This is a genomic window from Rhodoferax saidenbachensis, assembly GCF_001955715.1.
GTDB classification, from domain to species: domain Bacteria; phylum Pseudomonadota; class Gammaproteobacteria; order Burkholderiales; family Burkholderiaceae_C; genus Allorhodoferax; species Allorhodoferax saidenbachensis.
In genome coordinates, this window is the sequence record NZ_CP019239.1 from 2,281,903 (window position 1) to 2,299,423 (window position 17,521).

Annotated in this window: 19 protein-coding genes; 9 read left to right on the top strand and 10 right to left on the bottom strand. The window is 62.9% G+C overall.

The genetic code is table 11. From position 1 onward, the window contains the following. Nucleotides 1-138 precede the first annotated feature (138 nt). From cobG to cobJ, 4 genes are read left to right on the top strand one after another with little or no spacing between them, the layout of a single operon-like run. Nucleotides 139-1,299, top strand: coding sequence for a precorrin-3B synthase (gene cobG / locus RS694_RS10900; protein ID WP_029709687.1), 1,161 nt, complete (start codon nucleotides 139-141; stop codon nucleotides 1,297-1,299). Continuing rightward, nucleotides 1,283-1,915, top strand: coding sequence for a precorrin-8X methylmutase (locus RS694_RS10905; protein ID WP_029709686.1), 633 nt, complete (start codon nucleotides 1,283-1,285; stop codon nucleotides 1,913-1,915). The genes cobG and RS694_RS10905 overlap by 17 nt, the downstream gene beginning before the upstream one ends. Continuing rightward, nucleotides 1,915-2,646: a precorrin-2 C(20)-methyltransferase gene (locus RS694_RS10910; protein ID WP_029709685.1), complete on the top strand. Its 732-nt coding sequence runs from the start codon at nucleotides 1,915-1,917 to the stop codon at nucleotides 2,644-2,646. Before RS694_RS10905 ends, RS694_RS10910 begins: the two co-directional genes overlap by 1 nt. Next, on the top strand, nucleotides 2,643-3,392 hold the full coding sequence (gene cobJ, locus RS694_RS10915) for a precorrin-3B C(17)-methyltransferase (RefSeq protein WP_029709684.1): 750 nt from the start codon (nucleotides 2,643-2,645) through the stop codon (nucleotides 3,390-3,392). The genes RS694_RS10910 and cobJ overlap by 4 nt, the downstream gene beginning before the upstream one ends. On the opposite strand, the gene RS694_RS10920 is transcribed toward cobJ, so the two are convergent. Then, nucleotides 3,353-4,150, bottom strand: a complete 798-nt coding sequence (locus RS694_RS10920) for a cobalt-precorrin-6A reductase (RefSeq protein ID WP_174407704.1) — start codon at nucleotides 4,148-4,150, stop codon at nucleotides 3,353-3,355. The two genes, cobJ and RS694_RS10920, sit on opposite strands and share 40 nt — an antisense overlap. Here RS694_RS10920 and RS694_RS10925 point away from each other — a divergent pair. Genes RS694_RS10925 through cobF form a run of 4 tightly spaced genes read left to right on the top strand, consistent with a single transcriptional unit; the run spans nucleotide 4,119 to nucleotide 7,267 of the window. After that, complete coding sequence (locus RS694_RS10925) at nucleotides 4,119-5,300, top strand: bifunctional cobalt-precorrin-7 (C(5))-methyltransferase/cobalt-precorrin-6B (C(15))-methyltransferase (RefSeq protein WP_029709683.1); 1,182 nt, start codon at nucleotides 4,119-4,121, stop codon at nucleotides 5,298-5,300. The two genes, RS694_RS10920 and RS694_RS10925, sit on opposite strands and share 32 nt — an antisense overlap. A gap of 10 nt (nucleotides 5,301-5,310) precedes the next feature. Further along, nucleotides 5,311-5,700, top strand: a complete 390-nt coding sequence (locus RS694_RS10930) for a cobalamin biosynthesis protein (RefSeq protein ID WP_029709682.1) — start codon at nucleotides 5,311-5,313, stop codon at nucleotides 5,698-5,700. After that, entirely contained in the window at nucleotides 5,697-6,485 is a 789-nt protein-coding gene (gene cobM, locus RS694_RS10935; RefSeq protein ID WP_029709681.1) for a precorrin-4 C(11)-methyltransferase, read from the top strand. Before RS694_RS10930 ends, cobM begins: the two co-directional genes overlap by 4 nt. After that, nucleotides 6,482-7,267 carry a precorrin-6A synthase (deacetylating) gene (gene cobF / locus RS694_RS10940; RefSeq protein WP_029709679.1) on the top strand — a complete coding sequence of 262 codons (786 nt, stop codon included), beginning with the start codon at nucleotides 6,482-6,484 and terminating at the stop codon, nucleotides 7,265-7,267. The genes cobM and cobF overlap by 4 nt, the downstream gene beginning before the upstream one ends. Nucleotides 7,268-7,551: 284 nt before the next feature. Here the strand turns inward: cobF and RS694_RS10945 are convergent, their stop codons facing one another. The 9 genes from RS694_RS10945 to RS694_RS10985 form a co-directional block, all read right to left on the bottom strand. After that, the gene (locus RS694_RS10945) at nucleotides 7,552-8,067 is read right to left on the bottom strand and encodes an ureidoglycolate lyase (RefSeq protein WP_241464218.1); all 516 of its coding nucleotides are present in this window, start codon (nucleotides 8,065-8,067) and stop codon (nucleotides 7,552-7,554) included. 2 nt (nucleotides 8,068-8,069) lie between these two features. Beyond that, nucleotides 8,070-8,966, bottom strand: a complete 897-nt coding sequence (locus tag RS694_RS10950) for a MurR/RpiR family transcriptional regulator (RefSeq protein ID WP_076069579.1) — start codon at nucleotides 8,964-8,966, stop codon at nucleotides 8,070-8,072. 37 nt (nucleotides 8,967-9,003) lie between these two features. Next, complete coding sequence (gene hydA, locus RS694_RS10955) at nucleotides 9,004-10,425, bottom strand: dihydropyrimidinase (RefSeq protein WP_029709675.1); 1,422 nt, start codon at nucleotides 10,423-10,425, stop codon at nucleotides 9,004-9,006. 67 nt (nucleotides 10,426-10,492) lie between these two features. Then, on the bottom strand, nucleotides 10,493-11,731 hold the full coding sequence (locus tag RS694_RS10960) for a cysteine desulfurase-like protein (RefSeq protein WP_029709674.1): 1,239 nt from the start codon (nucleotides 11,729-11,731) through the stop codon (nucleotides 10,493-10,495). Nucleotides 11,732-11,738: 7 nt separating this feature from the next. Then, entirely contained in the window at nucleotides 11,739-12,473 is a 735-nt protein-coding gene (locus RS694_RS10965; RefSeq protein ID WP_029709673.1) for an amino acid ABC transporter ATP-binding protein, read from the bottom strand. A 10-nt stretch (nucleotides 12,474-12,483) separates the two neighbouring features. Continuing rightward, entirely contained in the window at nucleotides 12,484-13,155 is a 672-nt protein-coding gene (locus tag RS694_RS10970; protein ID WP_029709672.1) for an amino acid ABC transporter permease, read from the bottom strand. Nucleotides 13,156-13,221: 66 nt separating this feature from the next. Next, nucleotides 13,222-14,016 carry a transporter substrate-binding domain-containing protein gene (locus tag RS694_RS10975; protein WP_029709671.1) on the bottom strand — a complete coding sequence of 265 codons (795 nt, stop codon included), beginning with the start codon at nucleotides 14,014-14,016 and terminating at the stop codon, nucleotides 13,222-13,224. Between the two features lie 403 nt (nucleotides 14,017-14,419). Beyond that, a complete protein-coding gene (locus RS694_RS10980; RefSeq protein WP_037248577.1) occupies nucleotides 14,420-15,319 on the bottom strand; it encodes a DMT family transporter in 900 nt (299 codons plus the stop codon). Nucleotides 15,320-15,374: 55 nt separating this feature from the next. Then, entirely contained in the window at nucleotides 15,375-16,238 is an 864-nt protein-coding gene (locus tag RS694_RS10985; protein WP_029709667.1) for a LysR family transcriptional regulator, read from the bottom strand. 135 nt (nucleotides 16,239-16,373) lie between these two features. Between RS694_RS10985 and bla the strand changes: the two genes are divergently transcribed. After that, nucleotides 16,374-17,213: a class A beta-lactamase gene (gene bla, locus RS694_RS10990; RefSeq protein ID WP_420805963.1), complete on the top strand. Its 840-nt coding sequence runs from the start codon at nucleotides 16,374-16,376 to the stop codon at nucleotides 17,211-17,213. The last annotated feature ends 308 nt before the right edge of the window (nucleotides 17,214-17,521 follow it).

The following is a 17,521-nucleotide window of genomic DNA, read 5'->3' on the forward strand; positions in this document are numbered from 1 at the left end:
AAAGGTCGTCTGCATTCTATTTCTGAGCCATGGCAATTTGATAGTGAGATACTCCAAGGCTCCATAGATTCGCACGGTTGTGCAACCCTTACAGCACCACAACCGCTGCACACGCAATTGGCTTCAGACATACGCCCCATGAGCTCTCCGCGCATTCAAGGTTGGTGCCCCGGCGCGCTACAGCCCATGTTGGCCGAAGACGGCTGGGTCGTACGGATACGCCCGCCGCTGGGTCGGCTCACCCAGGCCCAGGCCCGTGGCATAGCAGCCCTGGCCAGCCGCTTTGCGCAAGACACCGTAGAGATCACTGGCCGTGCCAATCTGCAACTGCGGGGCATCACGGATGTTGACTACCCAGTGTTGCTGCCAGGCCTGCAAGCATTGGGCCTGGTAGATGCCGATATACGGGCAGAGTCGCGCCGCAACCTGCTGCTTGCCCCGTTCTGGCAAGCCGACGACGGTACGACCGAGCTGGCCAACGCTTTGGCACTGGCACTGAATGCGCCCCAAGCCCCCAATCTCCCGGCGAAATTTGGTTTCGCACTGGACTGCGGAGACACACCAGTCCTGCGCACCAGTTCGGCGGACATTCGCATTGAGCGTTGCGATAGCGGTTTTCTGGTGTACGCCGATGGAAGCACCACTGGCGCGCTGGCACAAGTGGGCGACGTAGTTGCCCTTGCCATGGCACTGGCTCGGTGGTTCATTGACGCCGGTGGCATCGCCACCCCGCGCAAACGCATGGCGTCTCTGGTTGCAAGCCAGCCGCTGCCACACCGTTTCACCGCCACACCGGTGCCAGCCGCAGCGCAGCACCAGCCGCCGTTGGGCCGCGTGCCGCAGGGCTATCTGGCCGCCCTGGAGTTGGGGCAGTTGCCCGCGACCACATTGGCCGCGTTGGCAGAGCTGGCGCACCTGCGCCTGACACCTTGGCGCAGCGTGTTGCTGGAGGGCGTGGAGGCCATCCCCGCTCTGCCAGACCTCATCACCCGCGCCGACGACCCGCGCTTGCGCATCCACGCCTGCACGGGCGCTCCCGGTTGTGGGCAGGCGGCAGGCGCCACCCGGCCACTGGCCCGCGCACTGGCGGCCTTCCTGCCGGTCGGCCAGACACTGCATGTCTCTGGCTGCACCAAAGGCTGCGCCCACCCCGCACCAACACTGACCGTGGTGGCCACCACCACGGGTTACAACCTGATTCACCACGGCAACGCCGCGTCCCCCGCCGATTTGGTGGGGCTGACCCCGGCGGCACTGGCCACCCAGCTACAAGAACGAGCGCATGCGACACCTTTATGAAACCGATGGCGAGGCCATCTACCGGCAGTCCTTTGCCATCATCCGGGCCGAGGCCGATCTGGCCCGCTTTGACGCCGTGGAAGAAATGGCCGCGGTGCGCATGGTGCACGCCGCCGGCATGGTGGGCCTGGAATCCCAGATCCAATTCACACCCGGCATGGCCCAGGCCACCCGGGCTGCGCTGGAGGCCGGCGCGCCCATTCTGTGTGACGTGCGCATGGTGAGCGAAGGCATAACGCGCAGCCGCCTGCCTGCCAACAACGCCGTGATCTGCACCTTGCAGGAGCCCGAAGTGCGTTCCCTGGCGCAGACCCTGGGCACCACCCGCAGCGCCGCCGCGGTAGAGCTGTGGCGCCCGCACCTGGCCGGAGCCGTGGTGGCCATTGGCAATGCGCCCACCGCGCTGTTTCACCTGCTGAATCTGTTGCAAGACCCCAACTATCCAAGGCCTGCCGCCATCATTGCCTGCCCCGTGGGCTTTGTGGGCGCGGCCGAATCCAAGACGGCACTGATGGCGGCGCCGCCCGTGCCATGTATGGTGGTGAGCGGCCGGTTGGGTGGCTCTGCCATTACCGTGGCGGCGATCAATGCGCTGGCCAGCCGGAGGGAGATTTGATGGGCCGCATTGTCTGTGCCGGCCTGGGGCCTGGCGACCCCGATCTGATGAGCGTGCGCTCGGACCGCGCCATCCGCAGTGCCGGGCATGTGGCGTACTTCCGCAAAAAGGGGCGCCCCGGCCAGGCCCGGCGCATTGTGGAAGGCATGTTGGCGCCGCACGCCGTGGAGTACCCGATGGAGTACCCGGTGACCACCGAGCTGCCGTTTGACAGCCCCGAGTACATCCACTGCCTGGCCAGCTTTTACGACGAATGGGCCGAGCGCCTGGCCGTGCTCGCACAGGCGCAGGACGTGCTGGTGCTGTGCGAGGGCGACCCGTTTTTCTACGGCTCCTTCATGCACCTGTACACCCGCCTGCAGGGCCGCGCCCAAGTCGACGTCATCCCCGGCATTCCCGGCATGGTGGGCTGCTGGTCGGCCACGCAAACACCCATCACCTGGGGCGACGACGTGATGACCGTGCTCATGGGTACCTTGCCCGATGCCGAGCTGGAGCGGCACATGCAATCGGCAGACGCACTGGTCATCATGAAGACCGGGCGCAACCTGCCCCGCGTGCGCCGGGCGCTGCAGGCCACGGGCCGACTGGAGCAGGCCTGGCTGGTGGAGCGCGGCACCATGCCGGGCCAGCGTGTGCTGCCATTGGCCGAGGTGGACGGCAACGACTGCCCTTACTTCGCCATCGTGCTGGTGCACGGCCATGGTCGGCGCCCCGAGGTGCAGGAATGAAAGGCTGGCTGTGCATTGCCGGCCTGGGGCCGGGTGACGAGCAGTTGGTCACGCCCGAGGTCAGCGCTGCGCTGGCCGAGGCGACCGATATCGTGGGTTACATCCCTTACGTGGCGCGCATTGCGCCTCGGCCGGGGCTCACCCTGCATGCCTCGGACAACCGGGTGGAGATGGACCGGGCGCTTGCAGCGTTGCAGATGGCGGCTGCGGGCCACAAGGTGGTGGTGGTGTCCTCGGGCGACCCCGGCGTGTTTGCCATGGCGGCGGCTGTGTTTGAAGCACTGGAAGGCCAAGCGCACTGGCAGGATTTGGATATCCGCGTGTTGCCCGGCATCACCGCCATGCTGGCCGCTGCGGCCAAGGCGGGCGCGCCACTGGGCCACGATTTTTGCGCCATCAACCTCAGCGACAACCTGAAGCCCGCCAGCCTGATTGAAGCGCGCGTGCGCGCTGCGGCCGGTGCCGATTTTGCGATGGCGTTTTACAACCCGCGCTCCGCCAGCCGCCCGGATACCTTTGCGCGCATCCTTGCGCTACTGCTGGAGATGTGTGGCCCAGACCGGCTCATCACCTTTGCCCGGGCGGTGAGCACGCCCGAAGAGCGCATTGCCACCGTCACCCTGGCGCAGGCGCGTGCCGACATGGCTGACATGCGCACGGTCGTCATCGTGGGCAATAGCGCGACCCGGCAGGTTGGCCGGTTTGTTTACACGCCGCGTTCAGTGGCCCTGCCGGTGTTGCCATGAGGGTCCGCAAGCCACTGCAACACCTCGTCGACACCGCCCACGGTGGAGCGTGCCGGGATGATCGGGCGGTCGATCAGGATGACGGGCAGGCCCAAGGCGCGGGCGGCGCTGAGCTTGGCCTCCGCGCCGCTGCCGCCAGAGTTTTTGGCGACGACGTGCGTGATGCGGTGCTGCCGCAGCAAAGCGGTATCACCAGCTTCGGTAAACGGACCGCGTGCCAGCACGATGTGCCCGCGCTCGAGTGGCAGTTCCACCGAGGCATCCACCAGGCGCAACAAAAACCAGTGCTGCGGCTGGGCCAGAAATGGCGCCAGATGCTGGCGTCCAATGGCCAGAAAAACACGGGCGGGTGCTTCGGGCAGCGCACGCACTGCGGAGTCCATGTCAGGAACCGGCTGCCAATGGTCACCAGCCTGCGCCTGCCAAGCCGGGCGCTCCAGCGCCAACAGCGGAATGCCGGTCGCCGCACAGGCACCCACGGCGTTGCGACTCATCTGGGCGGCGAAGGGATGGGTGGCGTCCACCACATGGCTGATGCGCTGCTCCCGCAGCCAGGCACGCAAACCATCCACCCCGCCAAAGCCCCCAACCCGCACGGGCAGGGGCTGTGGCAGCGGGGATTCGGTACGGCCGGCATAGGAAAACACGGCGTCCACCTGCGTATCGGCCAAGGCCTGGGCCAGGCGGCTGGCTTCGGTGGTGCCCCCCAACACGAGAACACGCGGTATGGCTGAACCCTGGCTTTCAATCATTGGCATGGGGGAAGATGGGCTGCATGGTCTGTCGGATGGTAGCCGCTCGGCTTTGGCGAATGCACTGCATGTGGTCGGCGGCCCCAGGCACCTGGCCTTGGCGCAGGCGGGAGAGCGTGGCATCGCCTGGCCCGTGCCGTTTGATATCGCGCCCGTACTGGCACTGCGCGGCCAGTCCACTGTGGTGTTGGCCTCAGGCGACCCATTTTGGTTTGGTGCGGGTGGCAGCCTGGCCAAGCACTTAGACCCCGGCGAATGGCGGGCGTTCCCCGCACCCAGCACCTTTGCTTGGGCTATGGCCCGCTTGGGCTGGCCCCTGGAAACCACGCATTGTTTTGGATTGCACGCCACGCCCTTTGCGACTACCCGGCAGGTGCTGCAAACCGGCCAACGGCTGGTCTGCCTGCTACGCGATGGCCCAGCGGTTGCGGACTACGCACATTGGTTGACGGCGCTGGGCGCGGGCGATTCCCGCGTCTGGGTGCTGGAAGCCCTGGGCGGCCCGCGCGAGCGCGTGCGTGAGGCTCTGGCGCGCACTTGTCACTTCGCAGACATTGCGGCACCTGTGGCCATCGCAGTAGAAGTGGTCGGCCTGAACGGCATGGCGCGCACGCCTGGGCGCCCCGACGCCGACTTTGCCCACGATGGGCAGATCACAAAATCCCCGGTACGGGCCATCACGCTGGCTGCGCTGGCGCCGCGCCAGGGAGAACACCTGTGGGACCTGGGCGCGGGCTCCGGCTCGATTGCCGTGGAGTGGTGCCTGGCTGGCGGCACGGCCAGCGCCGTGGAGCAACATGGTGAGCGGGTGGTCAATATTCAGGCGAATGCCCAGCGCTTTGGCGTGGCCACTGCACTATCGGTGGTGCACGGGCCTGCCCTGCTGGCCCTGCAGAACTTGCCCAGAGCCGATGCGGTATTTGTGGGCGGCGGATTTGACCTGGCATTGTTCGAAGCACTTCGGGCCGCCGTGCCGCAAGGCTGCCGCCTGGTGGTCAATGCCGTGACGCTGGAAACCGAATCAGCCCTGCTGCAACTGCATGCGCTGCACGGCGGCGAACTGCTGCGCATCGAGCTGGCGCAGGCCGCACCGCTGGGGCGCATGCGCGGCTGGCAGCCTAGCCGCCCCGCGGTGCAGTGGAGCATCCGGCTATGAAGGGCTGGGCATGAGCGTAGCCGGGTTCGGGTTTCGTGCTGCGGCGACTACTGAGTCGTTGAAGCACGCTCTGGAGCTTGCCTTGGCGCAAGCGGACGCGCCTATCGCTCTGACCGCGCTGGCCACGGCCTGGGACAAGGCGGCCGCCCCGGCGTTTGTGCGTTTTGCCGCCGAGTGGGGCTTGCCGGTGCAGGCCATTGCGGCAGAGGCCTTGCACACGCAGCCGGCCCACACCAGCGCCCATGTGCCTGCACGGTATGGCCAGCACAGCCTGGCCGAGTCTTCTGCACTGGCGGCCGCTGGCCCCGGTGCGCAACTGCGGGGGCTGCGCTGCGTGTCCCCGGATCGCCTGGCCACTGCGGCCATCGCGTTCGTCCTCCTCGAAAATACCTCTCCATGACTGTTCACTTTATTGGCGCCGGCCCCGGTGCCCCCGACCTGCTGACCCTGCGCGGCCGCGACCTGATTGCTGCCAGCCCGGTGTGCTTGTACGCGGGCTCTTTAGTACCCGAGGGCGTTTTGGCGCATTGCCCGGCCGGCGCCCGCATCGTCAACACAGCACCCCTGTCGCTAGAGCAAATCATGGACGAGATTCGCGTGGCGCACGCCGCGGGGCACGATGTGGCGCGGTTGCATTCGGGCGATCTGTCGGTCTGGTCTGCCATGGGCGAGCAGCTGCGCTGCTTGCGCGAAGAAGGCATTCCCTACACCGTCACACCGGGCGTGCCCTCATTCGCGGCGGCCGCCGCCACGTTGGAGGCCGAACTGACCCTGCCGGGTCTCTGCCAGTCGGTGGTGCTGACACGCACCTCGGGCCGCGCTTCGGCCATGCCGGAGGCCGAGTCCCTGCACAACTTTGCGCAGACCGGGGCGGTGCTGGCTATCCACCTGTCCATCCACGTGCTGGAACGCGTGGTGCAAGAGCTCACCCCCCACTACGGCGCCGACTGCCCCGTGGCCGTGGTATGGCGCGCCAGTTGGCCCGACGAGCGCGTGGTTCGCGCCACCTTGTCCACGGTGGAGGCCGCGGTGGGTGATGGCATGGAGCGCACGGCGATCATTCTGGTGGGCCGCACCCTGGGCGCGCAGGACTTCGCCACCAGCCGCTTGTATGCCGGCGACTACGATCGGCGTTACCGTCCCGTGGGCACCCACCCCCGCTTTCCTGAAGGCGACACGCCATGATCGAACTCAGCCTGGTGGGCATGGGCACCGGCAACCCGGACCACATCACCCGCCAGGGCGTGGCCGCACTCAATGCGGCGGACCTGATCTTGCTGCCCCACAAGGGCGCGGACAAGGCCGATCTGGCCGACTTGCGCAGCAGTCTGTGCGCACAACTGATCACCAATGCAACCACGCGCGTAGTGGGCTTTGACATGCCGGTACGCGACAGTGCGGACCCTGATTACCAGGCCGGAGTGAACCGCTGGCACGATGCCATTGCACAGGTGTGGCTCGCGCATATCCAGGCCCATCTGCCCCAGGGCGGGCGCCTGGCCTTGCTGGTATGGGGCGACCCATCCTTGTACGACAGCACGCTGCGCATTGCCGACCGCTTGGCGCTGCAACTGCCATTGCGCGTGTCGGTGGTGCCGGGCATCACGGCGCTGCAGGCGCTCACCGCCGCCCATGCCATCGCCTTGAATGAGATCAATGCCCCGGTCACCATCACCACCGGTCGCCGATTGCGCGACCATGGCTGGCCTGCGGATACCAGCACCGTGGCGGTGATGCTGGACGGTCAATGCGCTTTTCAGCACCTGCCTACTGAAGGCACCCACATCTGGTGGGGCGCCTACCTCGGCATGCCAAACCAGATCTGCATCAGCGGCCCATTGGGCGATGTCCGCAACCGTATCCTGGAACAGCGCCAGGCGGCGCGCGCCGCGCACGGCTGGATCATGGATACCTATTTGCTACGCAAAAGCCATCCACAGCAGATCAGAGATCCGAACGGCAGTTGAAACCCGTTGCGCCCCGCGTTGATGCGCACGCAGGAACGACTGGATGATCACCAACCAGGACCGCTGAGAGCAGCACTACACAGCGTACGGCGGTGAGTAGGCGCAGGGCTAGGGCCTGTTCACACTAATTTCCCGAGATGCGTTGCGGATCAAAAAGGCCATGCGCAAGGCGTGAAACGCAGCCGGGGTATCCCCCCGGCAAGGCTTTGCAACGCAGCGCATGGCAGTTTTAGCCGCAACCCGAAGGGAACGGGGTGCAAACAGCGCCACTCGTTGTTGCACTCCTAGCCGATCCAGTAGCCCAACGCCAGCACATCGACTTCATCGAGGTTGTGGTCTTCGGCGCGGCCACCCCGGTCCACCACCAGAAAGTCAGAAGCGCGCTCGGTGGCAATCAACGGGTGGTGCCAGGTCCCTTTCGCGTAGTTCACCCCCTGCCCTGCCTGGGCGAGAAAACAGCGAATCTGTTCGGGCACCAGTGTTGGGGAGGCAGGCGCCACCACCACCAGGTACGGCGTTGAACTCAGTGGCATGAAGGCCTGGCTGCCCAGCGGGTGGCGTTCCATGACCCGCAGTTGCATGGGCAGCACACGGGGCGTGGCCCGGAAAATATTGAGAATGGGTCGCCCCCCTTGGTCCAGTACATCGATGTGCGCCAGATCATGAAAGCGCGTGGCAAAACCTTCGTTGATGGAAAACTGCCGGGCAGCATCGCCCACCGCAATCACATCCCCGAACGGGGCAAATGCCGCGGCGGTGAGCGCCTCGACGCGGATGGGATGCCGGTTCGTTTCAATCACGTTTAACAATCGATGTCGCTCAGATCCGGGATGGCAGCCTTGCCACCTGCGCCCGCTTTACCGCGTTTGGTCCGCTTGCTGAATGCCAGGCCCATGGCCAGCGTCTGCACCAGGCACATGGCCGAGGTAAGCGACCGGAACCCCTTGAGCTCCGCATCGTTAACCTCCAGAACCAGGTCCGCATTTTTGGCAACCGGGCTCAGAAATGCATTGGTAATGGCCAACAACTTGGCGCCCTGCCCCGTCACCTGTTCACACACACGCAGCGTGTCCGCCGCGTAGGGCGGGAAACTGATGGCAATCAGCAGATCCTGCGCATTGGCCGCGTTGGCTTGCTCGGCCACCGCGCCGCCCAGCCCCGTGATCTGCACGGCGGGCTGCCCGACGCGGTTCAAGGCATAGGCCAGGTACGCCGCAACGGCGTAAGAGCGGCGCAGGCCAATCACATGCACGATGCGGGCGTTCTGAATCAGCGACACCGCGTCCTTGAGCGGCAGGCTGGCGGCATCGGCTTGCAAATGCTCCAGCGAGACGATATTGGCCTGGCTGAAGGCCTGCAAGACTGCGGCCGGGTCCTCCGGGTTGTCCAGCGTCTGCTCTCCCCCGTAGTGGCGAATACGTTCCCTGAAAGTCGGCTTGGTGGCGTGGTGCAAGGGTGCGCGAAACAAGCGCTGCAACTCCGAGTAGCCGTCATACCCCAGCGCCTTGGCCAAGCGGATAAAGGCGGCCGGCGCAATCTGGGCCTGGGCCGCAACGGTGGCCACCGGATTCAGGGCAATGTCGTTGGGATGCTCGATGGCGTAGCGCGCGGCATCCCGCATGCGCGGCGTCAGGCGCTCGCTCTCCTGGCTGATCAGCGCCCGCAGGCCTTCAAGGGTGGTCGGTTTGGCGTTGCTCATGGGCAAATGATAGCCACCGGAGATGCGTCACCGTGCCTCAGAAGGCACGCACCTCACCACGGGGCACGAATCGGCCCATCCCTTCGCGGCCATGCCAGTGGTGGCCATCCACAATCAGGTTGCCGCGCAGGAAGACTTTCTCCACACGCCCCTGGAGACTGCGGCCTTCCAGCAAGGTGTAGTCGCAGTCGCTGTGCAGGTTCTTGGCGTGGATGGTCTGCGTGACCGCCGGGTTGAAAAGCACCACGTCGGCATCGCTACCCACCGCGATCGTGCCCTTCTTGGGAAACAGGCCAAAGAGCTTGGCCGGGGTGGTCGAGGTGAGTTCCACAAAACGGTTGAGCGACAGCTTGCCCTGCATCACGCCAATGTCAAACAGGCTGACCAGCCGGGTTTCAATGCCGGGTGCGCCATTCGGAATCTGCGCAAAGTTATCCGTGCCGCGCAACTTGGAACTGCGCAGTCCCAGGTGGCCTTCCTTCATGCAAAACGGGCAGTGGTCGGTGGCAATCACCTGCAAATCGTCGTACCGCAGGGCACGCCACAAGTGCTTTTGGTCATCGGGCTTGCGCAGCGGCGGCGTCATCACGTATTTGGCCGTCTCGAAGTCGTCGTTGTCGTAGACCGCGTCGTCAAACAGCAGGTAATGCGGGCAGGTCTCGGCAAATACCGGTATGCCCTCGCTACGTGCCTGCACAATGTGTTTCAGCGCATCGTTACTGGACACGTGCACGAAGTAAATCGGCGCATTCGCCAGCTCCGCCAGACGGATGCCGCGGTGCGTAGCCTCGCCTTCCATGAGCGAGGGACGTGTGAGCGCGTGGTAGCGCGGCGAGGTGTGGCCAGCCTCCAGTGCTTCCTTGATCAGGAGGTCAATCACCGTGCCATTTTCAGCATGCAGGGCCACCATGCCGCCATCTGCTCCGACCTGGCGCAGCATGCGGAAGATGGAGGCGTCGTCGGCCATCATGATGCCGGGATAGGCCATGAACATCTTGAAACTGGTGACGCCCTCATGGCGCATGGCGTGGCGCACATCGCGCAGTACCTGGTCATCGACCCGGGTGACGATCACGTGCAGGCTGTAGTCCACATTCACCTGCGACTCTGCAGAGCGCTGGGCCCGGGCAATCGCACCCAACGGCGAGTCAATCTCTGTCTGCAGGGCAAAGTCCACAATGGTGGTGGTACCGCCAAAGGCCGCCGCCTTGGTGCCGCTGGCAAAGGTGTCGGTGGTGATGGTCGGGCCAATCACGTTTTCCAGGTGCACATGGGTGTCCACGCCCCCTGGCAATACGTACAAACCGGTGGCATCGACCACCGTGACATCCCCTCCCACTTCAATGTTCTGACCAATGGTGTGAATGATGCCGCCTTGCAGGAGCACATCAGCCACGTAGTCGTCGGTCGCGGTAATCACGCGGCCGTTGCGGATCAAGGTTGCATTGCTGGTTGTCAAGGTGTTGTTCCTCAGTAGGCAAATGGTCGAGGGCCTGTTCAATGGCCCTGAAGCGATTCCCGTGCCATCAGCCGATGGCCTCATCCAAATGGCGTATGAGGTGGTCGATTTCCGCCACCGTGTTGTAGTGCGCGATGGAGACACGCACCACGCCGCCCCAGACATGCAGACCCAGGCTTTCAATCAGGCGCTTGGCATAGAAGTCACCAAAACGAATACCGATGTTGAAACGATCGGTGTGCCGCACGATGGACTCGCTCATCTTGCCGTCCACCATGAAGCTGATGGTGGGTACGCGTTGGCCCGATTTCGCCTCGGGCAAGCCGATGATGCGCACGTTCTTTTTGCTGCGGAGGTAAGACAGCAACTGTTCGGCCAGGCGGTCTTCGTGGTGTTCAAAGGCATCAAACGCGGCCTGCATCTTTTGCCGCGAACTGCCTTTAACGCCCAATTGGGTTCCGACGTCGGTCAGATAGTCGTTGATGCCGATGCAACCGTAGGAGAGCTCGTAGTTCACGTTGCCGGGTTGCAACTTGTACGGCAGCGTGTCATTGGGAATGAAATAGTGGTTCAGGCTGGCCAAGCTCAGCAGCAACTCCCGGCGCCCCCACAACACGGCGTAATGGGGCCCAAACACCTTGTAGAAGCTGAAGACATACAGATCGGCGCCGCTGGCGCGCACGTCCACCAAGCGGTGCGGTGCATAGGCCACGGCATCCACGCACAGCCGCGCGCCGACGTGGTGCACCAGATCCGCCACCTTGGCCACCGGGTTGACAGTGCCCAGGATATTGGAGGCATGGGTCATGGCCACCCACTTCACCCTGGGCGACAGCATTTTTTCCAGATCGGAAAGATCCAGCTCCAGTGTCTGGGGGTTGACGTTCCAGAACCGTACGACGGCCCCGGCACTTTGCAGGCGCAGCCAGCCTCCAATGTTGGCCTCATGGTCTGTATTGGTCACGATGATTTCATCGCCCGGCTGAATGCTGGGCAGGATGGCTTGCGTGACCTGGAACATCAGTGCCGTGGTGGCACCGCCCATGACCACTTCATCGTCGTACTCCGCATTGATCAGCTCCGCTACCGATTTGCGGGCGGCCAGCACCTTGCTTCCGGCATCCTGCGAATGCGCGTAACTGGCGCCCAACTGCACGCTGCTGGTAAGCAGGTAGTCGCGCACCCGGTCCGCCACGCGGCGCAGGACCTGGGAGCCGCCCGCGTTGTCCAGATACGCAAAGCCGTTGGAAAGCGTCGGAAATTCGGCGCGGATATGGTCGATATTGAGAGTGGATGTGGTCTGCATAACGTAATTAGTGTTGAAGAATGGCCTTGAGGAACGCCTGGGTACGTGCCTCCTGGGGCGTATTGAAAAACTGCTGGGGCTCACCCTGCTCGACGATGCGCCCGGCTTCCATGAAGATGACCCGGTCTGCCACGCGCCGGGCAAAGCCCATTTCATGGGTCACGATGACCATGGTGACGCCGGTCTTGGCCAGGTTCTGCATCACGTCCAGCACCTCACCCACCATCTCCGGGTCTAGTGCTGACGTGGGCTCGTCAAACAGAATGACCTTGGGCTCCATGGCCAGTGCACGGGCAATGGCGACGCGCTGCTGCTGCCCGCCTGACAACTGCGCGGGGTACTTGTGCGCATGTTCGGCCATACCCACTTTGACCAACAATTCCCGGGCCTTGGCTTCAGCGTCTTTGCGGTTGCTCTTGCGCACACGCAGTGGGCCCAGCGCGACGTTTTCCAGCGTGCTCAGATGGGGGAACAGGTTGAAGCTTTGAAACACCATGCCCACTTCCGCGCGCACTTTGGCAAGCTCCGGGCCTTTTTCCACCTTGAGGCCATCAACCAGTACGACCCCACCCTGGTATTCCTCCAGCAGGTTGATGCAGCGGATGAGCGTGGACTTGCCAGAGCCCGATGGGCCGACCACCACGACCACTTCACCGGATCGGATATCCAGATCGATATCGTGCAGCACTTCCACCGCGCCATAGGACTTGCGCAATTTTTGAATCTGTATGAGGGCTTGCATGGCGGCCTGGTTAACGTGTGTTCTTGCTGTGGCGCGATTCAAAGTAGCTCACCAATCGCACCAGTGGCAACAGAATCAGGAGGTACAGGACTGCGGCCCCGATCAGGGGTGTCGGGTTCGCCGCCAGGGCCTGCGCCTGGGTGGCTTGTTTGAGCAGATCGGGCATGGCCACGACCGAGGCCAAGGCTGTGTCCTTGAGCACGTTGATGCAATTGCTGGTCAACGGCGGTACAACAATGCGGAACGCCTGCGGCAAGATGACATACCGCATGCTGCTGAAGAAGCCCAGACCGATGGCATCTGCCGCTTCGAACTGGCCTTTGGGTATGGCTTCGATGCCCGCCCTGAAAATTTCTGCCGTGTACGCACACGACACCAGACTGATCGCCACCGCCGCGGATGCAAACGACGACATGCGGATGCCCACAAATGGCAGGGCGTAATAGACCAGCACCAGCAGCACCAGCAAAGGAATGGAGCGCAAGACATCGGTGTAGATGCGTGCGAGCGCTTGGACCGGGCCTGCACCATAGAGGCGGGCCAATGCCATACCCAGCCCGGAGACCATCCCCGCAACAATGCTGACGACCCCCAGCATGATGGTGATCCAGAGTCCTTCCAGCAACGCGGGAAGCGCGCCCACAAAAACGGACCAATTGAAGAATGTCTCAATCAAGCTCATGGCAGCTTTCTGTATTTAGGGACCCGCGAGGCGCCCCGGAGGTTGCCTCGCGGGTATCCAACGCCCTTAGAGTTTGGGCACGTCCATCACTTTGACACTGGAAGAAGAGTCTGGTGGGGTGGACCCGAACCACTTTTTGTGGGTCGCAGCCACAAAGCCTTCTTTCTTCAGCGTGGTCAGGATGTCGTTGATCTTGGCCGCTTCGGCAAAGTTTTTGGCGAACATGAAGGAGTAGCGCTCGTTGGTGGGAATGCGTGCCGCAATCTTGTACTGGGGCTTGTCCTTGATGTAGTACTCCACGGCGGGAATATCACTGATGTAGCCGTCGATACGCCCAGCCGCCAGGTCCAACATCGCAGGTGCCAGTCCTTCGTAGCGCGAGATCTTGGCGATCTTCAGCTTCGCGGTGTTTTCAGTGGCATAGATGTCACCGGTAGATGCGGTATCCACGCCCACCGTCTTGCCAGAGAGGTCTTCCAGCTTATCGATTTTGGCTGTCTTCAACACCGACAGGGACTGGTCACTGTCGTAATACGGCTGGGCAAATGCCAGCGATTCCAGGCGCTTGGGCGTGATGGTGATGGAGGACACCGCGATCTGGATGCGGCCGGATTGCACCGCAGGGAACAGGCCGTTGAACGGAATGTTCTCGATCTGCACCGTCTTGCCAGCCCGTTTGGCCACTTCATTCACCAAGTCAATCTCGAAACCGACAAACTTGCCGGAAGCATCCTGGAATTCCCAGGGCACATTGCCAATGTTGGCCCCGACCACCCAATCCGCCGCCATGGCAGAGCCAGCGGTAGTCGCAACCGCAACCATCGTGAGCACCAAGCGTGCTGCTAATCCTTTGAACTTCATAGCGTCTTACTCCAAGTATTCAATGACAGATATGGCCGCGCCGGAAACCCGGTGGCCTCGGTCCATCACCCGCTCCTGCTTGATTTCCATGGAACATCGGATGGATGCATGACCATACCAAAATGAACTATTTATATCAATATTTATTTTAATGAATTATTTGATTCATTTTGGTGCGCAATGTGGGACTGCACCGGTTTGACGCAGATGCCGCACCAAACCGGGCCATAACACCAGGGTAGAACCGGGCAGCCAGGTGATTGCCCAGGCCACACAGCGCCTGCTGGCCCAACGTGCGTGGAAACTGCAAGGGCACAAAATGCTATTGAATTTATAGCTTCTTGCGCAGCCCCCGTGCGGGCTAGAGCCCGATTTGATGCGTAAAAGCGGATGGAGCGCAGGTCTAGCCGACCCGCAGTGAAGCCGCTTTTGCAAATGCGCGTGCGGTGATCATTGAATTGCACACCCCGCACACGGCAATCACCAGTATCCCCGCCCAGGCCACGGCGTCAGGGACGTGGTCGAAGATCACCCAGCCACACAGCGTGGCGAATGCAATTTGGGTGTACAGGTAAGGCGTGATGACCGCCGCAGACGCATGCATGTAGGCCCGAATCAGCATCAGGTGCCCAAAGGTTCCCAGGAAGCCGACCAGCACAAACCAGGGCCAATGCGCCAGCAGCGCAGGGGTGCTCCAGCTGAAGATGACGACCGGAGTCATGAGCAGCGCCCCGACCAACCCGGTGAAGAAATGCGTGGTGTAGGGGTTTTCATCAGCGCTCATTTGGCTGGTCAGCATTTGGAACCAGGCGTAGGTGGTCACCAGCAGCGCGGGGAACAACAGGGCCCAGCCAAATACTTTGCCCCCTGGCCGAATGACCAGCAGCACGCCCAGAAAACCGAACAGCATCAACACCCACCGCGTGCGGGAGACCGGGGTTTTCAGTACCAGCGCAGCCAGCACCACCGCTACCAGCGGGGTCAACATCACGATGGCGGTGAACTCTCCGACCGGCAATTGTTGCAAGCCGAAGAACGAGCAGGCACTGGTCACCAGCAGCAGCGTTCCACGCAGGGCCTGGAAGCGGGGGTTGGCTGTTTTGAACAATCCGCCGCGCTGCACAGGAAACCGCATCGCAAAGGTCACCACCGCTTGAAATGCATAACGAAACCACAACAGCATCAGCACCGGTACCAGCGTGGTGGCATGTTTGGTTGCCGTGTCGAGTGCCGCAAAAGCGAACGTCGCCAGAATGATCAACAGGATGCCGATGCCCTGTCGCGTTCGCCAGAATGAATTCATGGCCTGATGATACTGAGCGACAAAGGCTGACGTGTGTCAGACCGCCAGAACCCACTCACAGACCATTGCAACTCTGCGCCAGCCAGTCCCGAAACGCCAGCATCGCATCACTCTCGCGGCGCGTCTTGAGCCGTGTCAGCCAATAACTGCCCAACTCCACCTGCGTGTCGAACAGGCAAACCAGACGCCCGCCCCGCAGGTCGCGGCTGAACAGGCGCACCGGCAGCAGCGCCACCCCAGACCCTTGCGCGGCCGCATCGGCCAGCACCAGCGACGAATCAAACATGGGCCCGGTCAACAGCGGCGGCTCCAGCCCAGCCGCCTGGAACCAGGCCAGCCATTCATCCGTGCGGTACGAGCGCAACAGGGTTTCGCGCCCCAGGTCACGGATGGCGTGGATACGGCTTGCCATGGACGGCGCACACACCGGCGCCAGTGGAGCGGACAACAGGTGAACGGCTTCCGTGCCGTGCCAGTGGCCGTCGCCAAAACGAATGGCGTAGTCCAGGCCATCCCCGGCCAGGTCCACCCGGTTGTTGTTGGTGAACAGCCGCAGCTCCACAAACGGATGCCGCGTTTGAAACTCACGCATGCGCGGCAGCAGCCAGCCCACCGCAAAGGTACCTACCACCCCGACGGAGAGCACTTCTTTCTTGTGTGTGGCCTTGAAGGTCTCCAGTGTGGATTCAATGCGTTCAAACGCGTCCACCAGCACAGGCAGCAAGGCCATGCCTTCATCGGTCAGGGCCAGACCTTTGGGCACGCGCCTGAACAACTTCTTGCCCAACCGGTCTTCCAGATTCTTCACGTGCTGGCTCACTGCGGTCTGCGTCAGGTGCAGTTCCAGCCCCGCGCGGGTAAAGCTCAGATGGCGCGCAGAGACCTCAAAGGCGCGCAAGGCATTCAGCGGCAAATCCATAGTGACCCAAGTTTTTCTTTGGCTAAAGCCCAATTATTCCCGTTTGAACAACCCCTCTGCCATTCTTATGATTCGCCTCTTTTCAGAGGAAACACCACGATGCACCGACGCAGCTTCTCCGCAGCCCTGGCCTATATGGCCTTGGGCAGTAGCGCCCTTTTGCCCAAGAATAGTTTTGCCAGTAGCCGACAAACCCAGATCACGGCGGCACTGCAAAAACTGGAGGCACAAGCCCAGGGCCGTTTGGGCGTCCACCTACTAGACACCGCTTCTGGCCAGGAATACGGCTACCGCTCGGACGAGCGTTTCATGATGCTCAGCTCCTTCAAGTTATTGGCAAGCGCTCTGGTGCTGGCGCGTGCCGACCGCGGCCAGGAATCACTGGAGCGGCGCATTCGCTACGGCCGGCAGGATCTGGTGCCATGGTCCCCGGTAACCGAGGCGCATGTGGATGGCGAAGGACTCACGCTGGCGCAGCTCTGCCATGCCACCATCACCACCAGCGACAACACCGCTGCCAACCTCATCCTGGCCAGTTATGGCGGCCCCCAAGCGCTCACTGCATTTGCTCGCCAACTGGGCGACACGGTCACGCGCCTGGACCGCAAAGAGCCTGAACTCAATGTCCGCAAAGGCATTCTGGATACCACCTCGCCCCGCGCCATGGCCAAGACCCTGCAAACGCTGCTGCTGGGTAACGCGCTGTCATCCCCGTCGCGCCAACTGCTCCAACAATGGATGCTGGCCAACACCACAGGCGGGAAACGGCTTAAAGCTGGCCTTCCAGAAGGCTGGGGCATTGGCGACAAGACAGGCACCAACAAAACCAGCGCCAACGACATCGGCATCCTGCTGCCACCACAAGGCGCGCCCATGGTGGTCACAGCCTACCTGGCCGATAGCGCAGTCAGTAGCCAGCGCAGGGAGGATGCGATTGCCGAAGTGGCCCGCGTGGTCGCCGGGATTCTGCGGTAATCCGCTATTGAATTGATAGCTTGTCGCGCATATTCCATAAGGGCCAGAGACCAATTTGGCACTGAAATACGCGTGACACGCTGCTTCGGGATACCCGCTGGCGCCCACACCAGCCCGATTGAAAGCACGGTCCGAAGAGAATCCGGTGTCTTGATGCACTGATCGCGGTTAAACTCGGCACGCCGTTGCAATTTGCTTACCTTTGCAGCGGCTGTAGTCTGACTGGGGCTGCGGCGCCCCAAGCGCCCCTCCCCGCACCTCTTTGGCTGGTTGTCCCGGCCCTCCCGGTTGTCAAACTCCCCCAGCGG

Coding starts and splice junctions, on each gene's coding strand:
- RS694_RS10985 (WP_029709667.1), bottom strand. CDS start 16,238: ATGGATTTGCCGCTGAATGCCTTGCGCGCCTTTGAGGTCTCTGCGCGC.
- RS694_RS10980 (WP_037248577.1), bottom strand. CDS start 15,319: ATGAATTCATTCTGGCGAACGCGACAGGGCATCGGCATCCTGTTGATC.
- cobM (WP_029709681.1), top strand. CDS start 5,697: ATGACTGTTCACTTTATTGGCGCCGGCCCCGGTGCCCCCGACCTGCTG.
- RS694_RS10930 (WP_029709682.1), top strand. CDS start 5,311: ATGAGCGTAGCCGGGTTCGGGTTTCGTGCTGCGGCGACTACTGAGTCG.
- cobG (WP_029709687.1), top strand. CDS start 139: ATGAGCTCTCCGCGCATTCAAGGTTGGTGCCCCGGCGCGCTACAGCCC.
- RS694_RS10975 (WP_029709671.1), bottom strand. CDS start 14,016: ATGAAGTTCAAAGGATTAGCAGCACGCTTGGTGCTCACGATGGTTGCG.
- RS694_RS10925 (WP_029709683.1), top strand. CDS start 4,119: ATGGCTGAACCCTGGCTTTCAATCATTGGCATGGGGGAAGATGGGCTG.
- RS694_RS10910 (WP_029709685.1), top strand. CDS start 1,915: ATGGGCCGCATTGTCTGTGCCGGCCTGGGGCCTGGCGACCCCGATCTG.
- RS694_RS10970 (WP_029709672.1), bottom strand. CDS start 13,155: ATGAGCTTGATTGAGACATTCTTCAATTGGTCCGTTTTTGTGGGCGCG.
- RS694_RS10920 (WP_174407704.1), bottom strand. CDS start 4,150: ATGCCAATGATTGAAAGCCAGGGTTCAGCCATACCGCGTGTTCTCGTG.
- RS694_RS10965 (WP_029709673.1), bottom strand. CDS start 12,473: ATGCAAGCCCTCATACAGATTCAAAAATTGCGCAAGTCCTATGGCGCG.
- RS694_RS10960 (WP_029709674.1), bottom strand. CDS start 11,731: ATGCAGACCACATCCACTCTCAATATCGACCATATCCGCGCCGAATTT.
- RS694_RS10950 (WP_076069579.1), bottom strand. CDS start 8,966: ATGAGCAACGCCAAACCGACCACCCTTGAAGGCCTGCGGGCGCTGATC.
- cobF (WP_029709679.1), top strand. CDS start 6,482: ATGATCGAACTCAGCCTGGTGGGCATGGGCACCGGCAACCCGGACCAC.
- bla (WP_420805963.1), top strand. CDS start 16,374: ATGGCCTTGGGCAGTAGCGCCCTTTTGCCCAAGAATAGTTTTGCCAGT.
- RS694_RS10905 (WP_029709686.1), top strand. CDS start 1,283: ATGCGACACCTTTATGAAACCGATGGCGAGGCCATCTACCGGCAGTCC.
- cobJ (WP_029709684.1), top strand. CDS start 2,643: ATGAAAGGCTGGCTGTGCATTGCCGGCCTGGGGCCGGGTGACGAGCAG.